9 protein-coding genes and 3 pseudogenes are annotated in these 10,081 nt (G+C 74.0%); 7 read left to right on the plus strand and 5 right to left on the minus strand.

Annotated features, from left to right (window positions below; genetic code table 11):
* On the minus strand, positions 1-442 hold a 442-nt coding region (locus tag TR48_RS25490), incomplete at its 3' end, for an AfsR/SARP family transcriptional regulator (RefSeq protein ID WP_174501737.1).
* A gap of 345 nt (positions 443-787) precedes the next feature.
* On the opposite strand from TR48_RS25490, the gene tdh reads away from it, so the two are divergent.
* The 4 genes and pseudogenes from tdh to TR48_RS25510 all read left to right on the plus strand — a co-directional run.
* Complete coding sequence (gene tdh, locus TR48_RS25495; RefSeq protein WP_042371394.1) at positions 788-1,819, plus strand: L-threonine 3-dehydrogenase; 1,032 nt, start codon at positions 788-790, stop codon at positions 1,817-1,819.
* A 52-nt stretch (positions 1,820-1,871) separates the two neighbouring features.
* Positions 1,872-3,065 carry a glycine C-acetyltransferase gene (locus TR48_RS25500; protein ID WP_042371396.1) on the plus strand — a complete coding sequence of 398 codons (1,194 nt, stop codon included), beginning with the start codon at positions 1,872-1,874 and terminating at the stop codon, positions 3,063-3,065.
* 62 nt (positions 3,066-3,127) lie between these two features.
* Complete coding sequence (locus TR48_RS25505) at positions 3,128-4,039, plus strand: LysR family transcriptional regulator (protein WP_042371398.1); 912 nt, start codon at positions 3,128-3,130, stop codon at positions 4,037-4,039.
* Between the two features lie 36 nt (positions 4,040-4,075).
* Positions 4,076-4,282: pseudogene (locus TR48_RS25510) on the plus strand (MarR family winged helix-turn-helix transcriptional regulator); the annotation flags it as partial.
* Positions 4,283-4,289: 7 nt separating this feature from the next.
* Here TR48_RS25510 and TR48_RS25515 read toward each other — a convergent pair.
* Positions 4,290-4,541: pseudogene (locus tag TR48_RS25515) on the minus strand (gamma-glutamyl-gamma-aminobutyrate hydrolase family protein); the annotation flags it as partial.
* 57 nt (positions 4,542-4,598) lie between these two features.
* Positions 4,599-4,922 (minus strand): aldehyde dehydrogenase family protein, encoded by a 324-nt coding sequence (locus TR48_RS40865; RefSeq protein ID WP_084729755.1) that lies wholly within the window; start codon positions 4,920-4,922, stop codon positions 4,599-4,601.
* Between the two features lie 13 nt (positions 4,923-4,935).
* On the opposite strand from TR48_RS40865, the gene TR48_RS25520 reads away from it, so the two are divergent.
* Together TR48_RS25520 and TR48_RS25525 are read left to right on the plus strand one after the other, a co-directional pair.
* Positions 4,936-5,418 carry a MarR family winged helix-turn-helix transcriptional regulator gene (locus tag TR48_RS25520; RefSeq protein ID WP_236652324.1) on the plus strand — a complete coding sequence of 161 codons (483 nt, stop codon included), beginning with the start codon at positions 4,936-4,938 and terminating at the stop codon, positions 5,416-5,418.
* On the plus strand, positions 5,415-7,184 hold the full coding sequence (locus TR48_RS25525) for an MFS transporter (protein WP_236652325.1): 1,770 nt from the start codon (positions 5,415-5,417) through the stop codon (positions 7,182-7,184). Before TR48_RS25520 ends, TR48_RS25525 begins: the two co-directional genes overlap by 4 nt.
* A 71-nt stretch (positions 7,185-7,255) precedes the next feature.
* Here the strand turns inward: TR48_RS25525 and TR48_RS39270 are convergent, their stop codons facing one another.
* The gene (locus tag TR48_RS39270) at positions 7,256-9,037 is read right to left on the minus strand and encodes a hypothetical protein (protein ID WP_052442998.1); all 1,782 of its coding nucleotides are present in this window, start codon (positions 9,035-9,037) and stop codon (positions 7,256-7,258) included.
* 96 nt (positions 9,038-9,133) lie between these two features.
* A complete protein-coding gene (locus TR48_RS25535) occupies positions 9,134-9,694 on the minus strand; it encodes a dihydrofolate reductase family protein (RefSeq protein WP_042371399.1) in 561 nt (186 codons plus the stop codon).
* A 167-nt stretch (positions 9,695-9,861) separates the two neighbouring features.
* Between TR48_RS25535 and TR48_RS43595 the strand changes: the two are divergent.
* Positions 9,862-10,081 (plus strand): annotated as a pseudogene (locus TR48_RS43595) (DUF2797 domain-containing protein); the annotation flags it as partial.

The following is a 10,081-nucleotide window of genomic DNA, read 5'->3' on the forward strand; positions in this document are numbered from 1 at the left end:
CCTCGGTCTCGCGATCGGGGAGGTCGGCGAGGGCCCGCCCCTGCCACAGGGCGAGCGACTCGTCGAGCAGGTCGAGGGCCGTGGCCGGGTCGCCCTCGGCGAGGGCCCGCGTACCGTCCGCTGCAAGGCGGTCGAACCGGAACAGGTCGACGTCCGCGGCGTCCGCCGCCAGCCGGTACCCGCCGTCGACCGAGACGATCGCGCCCGGTCCGAGGGCCCGGCGCAGGCGCGTCACCAGCGCCTGCAGCGCGCCCTGCGCCTCCGCTGGCGGCGCCGCGCCCCACACCTCCTCGACGAGCACGGAGACGGGCACGCCACGGCCGGGCCGCAGCGCCAGCACGGTGAGCAGCGTGCGCAGCCGCGCCCCGCCGACCGGGAGGGCCGTGCCGTCGGCGCGGAATGCCTGGGTGGTGCCAAGGATGCGGTAGCGCACGGGCCCCATTGTCCCTGGTACGACGGGATGAGATCGCCGCGGGACCCGACCTCCGGACACCGCGCCTGTCGTGCCTGCCGCCCCGTCAGGGCGCGCCGGGGGACTCGGCCTGCGACCGAGCGCGGCTCGGGCCGCCGTCGGCCCTGGGCCGAGCGGGTCAAAACAGCGTCGCGCGGCCGCAGGTCGGATGCGATCGTGAAGCCTTGCTGTTACGCCTGTTAAGAATTCCTCGATGGACCGCACCCCCTCCCACCAGGCACATTTCTGTTGCCCGGACTGGAACGTCACCGTCGTGGGCCGTGCCGCGCCTCCCCACGCGGCCCCGTCTCCCGCTACGCCTCAGGAGCCGCAGCTGTGAAGGCACTGGTCAAGAAGCACGCCGATCCCGGCCTTTGGCTGACCGACGTCCCCGAGCCGGAGATCGGCCCCGGCGACGTGCTGATCAAGGTGCTGCGGACCGGCATCTGCGGCACGGACCTGCACATCCGCAAGTGGGACGGCTGGGCGCAGCAGACCATCCGCACCCCGATGACCATCGGCCACGAGTTCGTCGGCGAGGTCGCCGCGCTGGGCTCGGCGGTCGCCGACATCGCCGTGGGCGACCTGGTCAGCGGCGAGGGCCACCTGGTCTGCGGCAAGTGCCGCAACTGCCTGGCCGGCCGCCGCCATCTCTGCCGCAACACGGTCGGCCTGGGTGTCAACCGGGACGGCGCCTTCGCCGAGTACGTCGCGCTGCCGGCCTCGAACGTCTGGGTGCACCGGGTGCCGGTCGACCTCGACGTGGCCGCGATCTTCGACCCGTTCGGCAACGCGGTGCACACCGCGCTCTCCTTCCCGCTGGTCGGCGAGGACGTGCTGGTCACCGGCGCCGGGCCGATCGGCATCATGGCGGCGGCGGTCGCCAAGCACGCCGGCGCGCGGAACGTGATGATCACCGACGTCAGCCCGTACCGGCTGGACCTGGCCCGCCAGGTGGGCGCCTCGCTGGCGCTGGACGTCTCGGAGCACACCATCGAGGAGGGCCAGCAGAAGCTCGGCCTGCGCGAGGGCTTCGACGTCGGCCTGGAGATGTCCGGGCGTCCCGAGGCGCTGCGCGACATGATCGCCAACATGACCCACGGCGGCCGGATCGCGATGCTCGGCCTGCCCGCCGAGGAGTTCCCGATCGACTGGGCCAAGGTGGTCACCTCGATGATCACCATCAAGGGCATCTACGGCCGCGAGATGTTCGAGACCTGGTACGCGATGTCGGTGCTGCTGGAGGGCGGGCTCGACCTGACCCCCGTGATCACCGGCCGGTACGCCGCGAAGGACTTCGACGCCGCGTTCGACGAGGCCGCCGGCGGTCGCTGCGGCAAGATCATCCTCGACTGGTCCACCGTCTGAGACCCGTCGTCCACCCGCTGACGACCCACCGTCGACACGCTTGAGGAGAGCTGTGTTCAACTCCGTTCGCCAGGACATCCAGAGCACCCTTGCCGAGATCACCGAGGCGGGGCTGTTCAAGCCCGAGCGCGTGATCGGCAGCCCGCAGAGCGCCGCCGTCACCGTCACCGGCGGCGGCCAGGCGGGTGAGGTGCTGAACTTCTGCGCCAACAACTACCTGGGCCTCGCCGACCACCCCGAGGTGGTCGCGGCCGCCAAGGAGGCGCTGGACCGCTGGGGCTACGGCATGGCCTCGGTGCGCTTCATCTGCGGCACCCAGGACGTGCACAAGGAGCTCGAGGCCCGGCTGTCCGCGTTTCTCGGCCAGGAGGACACGATCCTCTACTCCTCCTGCTTCGACGCCAACGGCGGCGTCTTCGAGACCCTGCTGGACGAGCGCGACGCGGTCATCTCCGACGCGCTCAACCACGCGAGCATCATCGACGGCATCCGGCTCAGCAAGGCCCGCCGCCTGCGCTACGCCAACCGCGACCTGACCGAGCTGGAGACGCGGCTCAAGGAGAGCCAGGACGCCCGCCGCCGCCTGATCGTCACCGACGGGGTCTTCTCGATGGACGGCTACGTCGCCCCGCTGCGCGAGATCTGCGACCTGGCCGACCGCTACGACGCGATGGTCATGGTGGACGACTCCCACGCGGTCGGCTTCGTCGGCCCGAACGGACGCGGCACCCCCGAGCTGCACGGCGTCATGGACCGGGTCGACATCATCACCGGCACCCTGGGCAAGGCGCTGGGCGGCGCCTCCGGCGGCTACGTCGCGGCCCGCGCCGAGATCGTGGCGCTGCTGCGCCAGCGCTCGCGTCCGTACCTGTTCTCCAACTCGCTCGCCCCGGTGATCGCGGCTGCCTCGCTGAAGGTCCTCGACCTGCTGGAGACCTCGCACGAGCTGCGCGAGCAGCTGCGCGCGAACACCGCGCTGTTCCGCACCAAGATGACCGAGGTCGGCTTCGACGTCCTGCCCGGCGACCACCCGATCGCCCCGGTGATGGTCGGCGACGCGGCCAAGGCCGGCCGGCTCGCCGAGCTGCTGCTGGAGCGCGGCGTCTACGTGATCGGGTTCTCCTACCCGGTCGTCCCGCACGGCCAGGCCCGGATCCGCGTCCAGCTGTCCGCGGCGCACTCCACCGACGACGTCGAGCGCGTCGTGGCAGCCTTCGTCTCCGCCCGGGAGCAGCTGGACGCCTGACGGCGTCCCTCCACCCCGGCTGCCGGCGTCGGCGACCGTGTCGCCGCTGGCAGAATGGATGAGTGATCGACGCCAGACGCCTGCGGACCCTGCGCGCCGTGGCGGACCACCGGACGGTGACCGCCGCGGCCGCCGCGCTCTACCTCACCCCGTCGGCCGTCTCCCAGCAGCTCGCGGCGCTGGAGCAGGAGACCGGGCACGCGCTGCTGACCCGCGACGGGCGCGGGGTGCGGCTGACCGCCGCCGGCGAGATCCTGATCGGCCACGCGGACGCCGTGCTCGCCCAGCTGGAGCGCGCCGAGGCGGACCTCGCGGCCTACGCGAGCGGCGCGCGCGGCACCGTCACCGTCGCGTCCTTCGCCACCGGCATCGCGCTGGTGCTGGCCCCCGCGATCGGCGCGCTGGCCGCCACCGCCCCGGGCATCCGGCTCAAGGTCCTGGACGCCGAGGGCGACGCGAGCGTGCCGATGGTCCTGGACGGGCAGGCGGATCTCGCGGTGGCCGTCGAGTACCGGGGCGCGCCGCGCGCCGACGACGGCCGACTGGCCCGCTTCCCGCTCTACGCCGAGCCCTTCGAGGCCGTGCTCCCCCTCGACCACCCGCTGGCCGCCGGGCCCGGGCCGGTCGCGATGGCCGATCTCGCCGCGGAGACCTGGATCGGCCCCTACCCGGGCAACCCCTGCCACGACGTCGTGCTGCTGGCCTGCGAACAGGCCGGCTTCACGCCTCGGCTGGTGCACTCGTCGGACGACTTCAGCGCCGTGATCGCCCTCGCCTCGGCGGCCGCCGGCGTGGCGCTGGTCCCCCGCTCCGCGCTGCGCGGCACCGACCTCTCCCGGGTCACCGTCCGCGCGGTCGACAGCGCCGCGGCCACCCGCCGGGTCTTCGCCGCCATCCGCGGCGGCGCCGAGCACCACCCGCTGATCCACCCGGTCCTCACCGCCCTGGAGTCCGCGGCCGCGACCCTCGGCTGAGCCCCGGCTTGCGCCGGGCCCGCACCGGTTCGCGCCCTGATGGAGCGGGTCTTCCCGGCGTTCAACGAGGAGGAGGCGTTCGTCACCGGCCGCCTCAGCGACGAGGAGTGCCGCCGGACCGCCGACGGGCTGCGGGAGATCGTGCTCCAGGTCGAACAGCACGGCGAGGAGCGCCGGTTGGCCCTGCTGGACGGGCAGACGCCCGCCCCGCGCCGCAGCGGGCGCCGCCCGAAGCGCGCCTGACGGCACCTCAGGCGCTGCGCACCAGGACGTCGAACAGCCGCTGCTGGGACGGGTCTTCGGCGGCCGTGTCCTCGGGGTGCCACTGCACCGCAAGGAACCAACCGATCGCGTCCGGCAGTTCGAGCGACTCGACGGTGCCGTCCGCAGCGCGGGCGGTGACCGTGAGACCGGCCCCGAGGCGCTCCACGCACTGGTGGTGGTAGCAGGAGGCGTCCGTCTTCTCCACGCCCATCGCGTCGGCGACCGCCGAGCCCGCGGTCGGCGGCACGCTGCGCCAGGACATGGGCGGTCCGGGCTGCGACCACCGCAACCCGGTTCACCCCGTCGCCCTGGACAGCACGGGTCCGAAAATCTGCTCGCGGGCCAGCCGCATCGTGGGGTCGCCCTGGTCGAAGACGGTCGGCTGCACGATGCTGCCCGCTTCGTCGGCGAGGCGACCGCCGCCGGTGCGCAGCCGCGCGCCCTCGTCGACGCCCGCGCCCACGTGATCGAGGACGCGGCCCAGATGGGCCTCGCTGAGCAGCGCGCCCCTCTCGGTCGCGGGGTCGCGGGCCCGACGGGCGCGTCCGGCCTCTCCGCTGTCGGGCTCGCTCTCGAGGCGGCTTCGAGAGGAGGGGGTAGTTACATCAGACTGATTAATCTAGTGTAAGTATGTGACCACCATCCCGACCCCCGAACAGACCGAACCACCTGCGCCCCCTGCGCCGCTCGAACACGCCTCGGAACTGGCCGTAGCGCTGCGCCTCAGCGTGGGCCGGATTGCGCGGGCGCTGCGTCAGGCGCACGCCGTCGGCGACCAGACGCTGTCGGAGGTGTCGGTGCTGGCCCGGCTGGACCGGGACGGGTCGATGTCGCCGAGCGCGCTGGCCGCGTGCGAGCGGGTCCGCCCCCAGGCGATGGCGACGACCCTGGGCGGTCTGGAGGACCGCGGCCTGGTCAGCCGCCGCCCGGACGCGACGGACGGGCGCCGGCAGGTCATCTCGCTCACCCCGGACGGCATGCGCTTCCTGGCCGACCGGCGTTCTGCCTCCCTGCAACGGCTGACCGGCGCGGTCGGCACCACGCTCTCCCCCGCCGAGCAGCAGCAACTTCTCGACGTCATGCCCCTGCTGGAACGAATCGCGGAGCAGCTGTGATATCCGAGCGGAACCCGGCCTCAGGCGCGAGCGCCGTCAGAAGCGAGCGCTACAAGTGGGTGGCGCTGTCCAACACGACCCTGGGCGTGCTGATCGCGACGGTGGACGCCTCCATCGTGATCATCTCGCTTCCCGCCATCTTCCGCGGCATCGGCCTGGACCCGCTCTCCCCGGGCAACATCGGCTACCTGCTGTGGATGATCCTCGGCTACACCCTCGTCAGCGCGGTGCTGGTGGTCGCGCTGGGACGGCTCGGCGACATGTTCGGCCGGGTCAAGATGTACAACCTCGGCTTCCTGGTCTTCTCCGCCGCCTCCCTCGCGCTCTCGCTCGACCCCCTGCACGCCGCGGGCGGCGCGCTCTGGCTGATCGGGTTCCGTCTGGTCCAGGCGGTCGGCGGCTCGATGCTGACCGCCAACTCCGCCGCGATCCTCACCGACGCGTTCCCCGCGCGCCAGCGCGGCATGGCGCTCGGCATCAACCAGATCACCGCGCTGGCGGGCATGTTCCTCGGACTGCTGGCCGGCGGCGTGCTCGCGGCGATCGACTGGCGCGCGGTGTTCTGGGTCAGCGTCCCGATCGGCGTCGTCGGCACCTTCTGGTCCTACCGCAGCCTGCGCGAGGTCGGCACCCGCAAGCCGGGGCGGATCGACTGGATCGGCAACATCACCTTCACCGCGGGCGCGGCCTGCCTGCTCGCCGGCGTCACCTACGGGATCCAGCCCTACGGCGGCCACTCGACGGGCTGGTCCAACCCCTGGGTGATCGCGGGCCTGGCGGGCGGCGTCGCCCTGCTGGCCGGGTTCTGCTTCGCGGAGACCCGCGTCGCCGATCCGATGTTCCAGCTGAGCCTGTTCCGCATCCGCGCGTTCGCGGCCGGGAACATCGCCGCGCTGCTGATCGCCATCGCACGCGGCGGCATGCAGTTCATGCTGATCGTGTGGCTCCAGGGCATCTGGCTGCCGCTGCACGGCTACAGCTTCGAGCGCACCCCACTGTGGGCGGGCATCTTCATGCTGCCGCTCACCGTCGGCTTCCTGATCGGCGGACCCGCCTCCGGCTGGCTCTCCGACCGCTACGGCCCCCGCTTCTTCGCGACCACGGGCCTGCTGCTGGTGGCCGGGTCCTTCCTCGGCCTGGTGGCACTCCCGGTCGACTTCTCCTACGGGTCCTTCGCGGCGCTGCTCTTCGTCAGCGGCCTCGGTCAGGGGATGTTCTCCGCGCCCAACACCTCGTCCATCATGGGCAGCGTGCCGCCCGGCCAGCGCGGGGTCGCCTCCGGGATGCGGTCGACCTTCCAGAACTCCGGCACGGCGCTCTCCATCGGCCTCTTCTTCTCGCTGATGGTCGTCGGCCTGTCCGGCACCCTCCCGCACACGCTCAGCAGCGGCCTCCAGGCGCAGGGCGTCCCGGCCGGAACGGCCGAGCAGGTGGCCGGGCTGCCGCCGGTCAGCACGCTGTTCGCCACCTTCCTCGGCAACAACCCGATCGGCCACCTGCTGGCGCCGAGCGGCGTGCTGCACACGCTGCCCGCGCACGCCGTGGACACCCTGACCGGCAACCGGTTCTTCCCCGAGCTGGTCTCCGCCCCGTTCCACCACGGCCTGGTCACCGTCTTCGGCGCGGCGGCGGTGATGGCGCTCGTGGCGGCGGTCGCCTCGCTGCTGCGCGGCAAGTCCGCCGCGGCGGCGGGCGGCAGCGCCGCAGGGTCCGCCACGGTCCCCGCCCCGGCGGACCAGGGCGACTCGGCCGCGTCCCGGCCGTAGCCGCCCCGCCCGTGACCGCCGCTCGTCAGACCTGACGGGCGGCGGCCGGCACGTCTGCTCGGCCGCTCCGCTCAGCGGGCGCGTCGGAGCAGGCCGCCACGCTCGGTGGCCCGGCTCAGCCGGGCAAGGCGGGCCTCCACGTCGCCCAGCCGCCCACCGGCTTCTCCTGGCAGCGCGCGGCACAGCGTCAGCAGCGCGGCGCTGTGCCGCAGCGCGGCTTCGCGCGGCAGACGGCCCCAGATCGCCACGGCGTTGTCCACGGCCCTCACCACCTCCGGCGCCTGCGGCGGCATGTGCTGCATCCACAGCCGCGCCGCCTCCATCAGCCGCTCCGTCGCCCGGTCCGGGTCCGCACCGGCGAGCGCGAGCTGGGCCTGCGCCTCCGCGACATCCGCCAGCTGCGGCGCCCGCGGCCCCTGATGACGCAGCAGCAGCCGCTCCCAGTCCGCAATCAGGTACGCGGCCCGCGCCAGATCCCCACCATGCAGCGCCCCCGCGATCCCAGGCCGCGGATCCACCCCACCCTGCGCGGCCCCGCCGGGGGCCACGGGGGCGGCGACCGCACCACGCTGTTCACCGCCCGCGTGCGCCGGGGCGTCCAGCCCTCCCACGAGCGAGCGAGGCACGGGCAGCGCGGGCACCGTGTGCACGGGGACGCCCAGTGGGGGCGTCGTGCCCGCGGGAACGCCCACCACGGGTGTCGCGGCCAGGGTGGGCACCGCCCTGCTGTCGCCGACGGCCGGCGAGGCCTGAGCGGGGACCGCCGACACGGCCCAGGTCGCGGCCGAGTCCGGCCCCGCCGGGACCACCGGCGCCGCCGAGACCGGCCCCGCTACCGGCGCCGCCGGGGTCACGGCCACAGCCGGGGGTGTCGCCCCCTGACCGCCCGCCACCGGGGCCGCCGGGGCCGCGGCCGAGGTCATCACCGGTGTCTGCGCGTCAGCCAGCCCCTGACCGGCCATCATCGGCCCCGCCGGAACCCCCGCCACAGCCGCAGCCGGGGCTACCGGCGTCTGCGCCATGGCCAGCCCCCGACCGGCCGCCACAGGCTCCGCCGAGACCGGCCCCGTCACCGCCGGCGGGGTCGCCGTGTCTCCCCGTCCCTGACCCGTCGTCACCGGCCCTGCCGAGGCGGATCCCATGGGTGCGAGGCCCCCCGTCGCGTCCGCCGGGGCGGACGTCGGCGGCGGTGGGATCTCGCTGGTGAGGAGAAGCGCGCCCGCGGGGAGGCCGGAGTGGCCGGAGAGGTGGTGGAGGTCTGCGGGGCGGACGCCCGGTGCCGCGCGGCGGAGGTGGTCCACCAGGGCGCGGGTGTAGGGCGGGGCGTAGCCGTCGCCTACCGTTCCGGGTGGGCTGACCTGACCGAACAGCGGCAGACCCGCCGTCAGGGCCTCGGGCCCGTGCTGCTGGAGGACACCCCAGGCGTCCGGATCGGCGACCAGGTCGGCGAGGACCGTCGTCGTGCCCGCGGGCCGCTGCCGCAGCTGCTCGGCGAGCCAGGCCCACGGGAGCGCGGTGTAGCGGGTGTTGTCGCGAGCCGTGTGCGCGAGAGCGAGGTGCAGCTGCTTGCGGCGACGGTCCGCCGTCAGCTGGCCGACGAGCGCGACCAGGACGGGGCCGGGGGTGCGGGCCGCCGTCTGCAGATGCGCCAGCAGCAGCTGCGGGTCGGCCGGATCGGCCAACTGCAGCACGCTGGCGGGTATCGGACTGCCGAGCAGCGCCTCCGGCGGCACCGTCGCCAGCAGCCCGAGCGCGGCTTCAGGACGGACGGGCTGGCGGCGCTTGCCGCCGGGCGCGCCTCCGATCAGCAGCACCATGCCGCGCGCCGCCCCGCCCCCGTGGTTGATCTCCATTCCCGCACCGTACCCGTCCGAGGTGGGCCGACGCGCGGACGACGGCTCGGCTTCCGCACCACGTGTGGTCATATCCCGGCACGTCAGCGCCGGGGCCTACGGGCGCACCGCATAGCGGAGGTGGAACACGCCGCTGCGGAAGGGACGCTCGGCCAGGAGCTCCAGATGCACGCGGACGCCCCTCGGCAGAGCGGGCTTGCCGCCGCCGACAGAGATCGGGTGCAGGAAGAGGTGCACCTCGTCGACCAGCCCCGCGGCCAGCGCGCGGCCCGCGAGTTCGGCTCCGCCGACGGTGAGGTCGCGGGTGGACTCCGCCTTGAGCCGACGGATCGCGGCAGGGTCGAAGTCCCGCTCCAAGCGGGTCCGTGCGGTGGTCACCGACTCCAGCGTCCGCGAGAAGACGATCTTCTCGGTCGCCCGCCACAGCTCCGCGTAGTCCCGTGTCACCGTGCGCTCGCCGGGGCCGAGACCCGCCGTCTCCCAGTAGGCCATCGTCTCGTACATGCGACGCCCGTACAGGTAGGTGCCGATCGGGCGTTCGAGCTCGTTGACGACCGCGTGCACCTCCTCGTCGGGCGCGGCCCAGCCGAACTCGCCCTTCTCGTCCTCGACGTAGCCGTCCAGCGATGCGATCGCCGAGTAGATCAGCCTGGCCATGCAACGACCTCCCGCTCACGGAGCACACCTCGCCCCATGCTCCTCCCTTTCCCGCGGACGGAGGGGTTCCGTTCCTCCCACGGGACGTGCGTGTCGGTCCGGCGCACGGGGTTGTCACACTCTCCTGGCAGGCTGGACGTGGACGGACCAGTGACGGGAGCGGGTGGATGAACGGCGCGGCTGGGGCCGGGTGGCGGGCGGCCGGGCTGGTGTGGCGCGGCGGCGAGCCGGAGCTGGAATGGTGGACGCCCGGCGCGGACACCCGGCGGGCCGGCGCGCTCCCGCTCGGCGCCGAGCCTGCGTTCGCGGTCGGGGCGGACCGGCGCTGCGTCGGGCTGTGGCGGGCGGGACGCCGGATCGCCTGCCCGACGGCGCGGACGCTGGAGC

The organism is Streptacidiphilus neutrinimicus (assembly GCF_000787815.1).
Taxonomy (GTDB): Bacteria; Actinomycetota; Actinomycetes; order Streptomycetales; family Streptomycetaceae; genus Streptacidiphilus; species Streptacidiphilus neutrinimicus.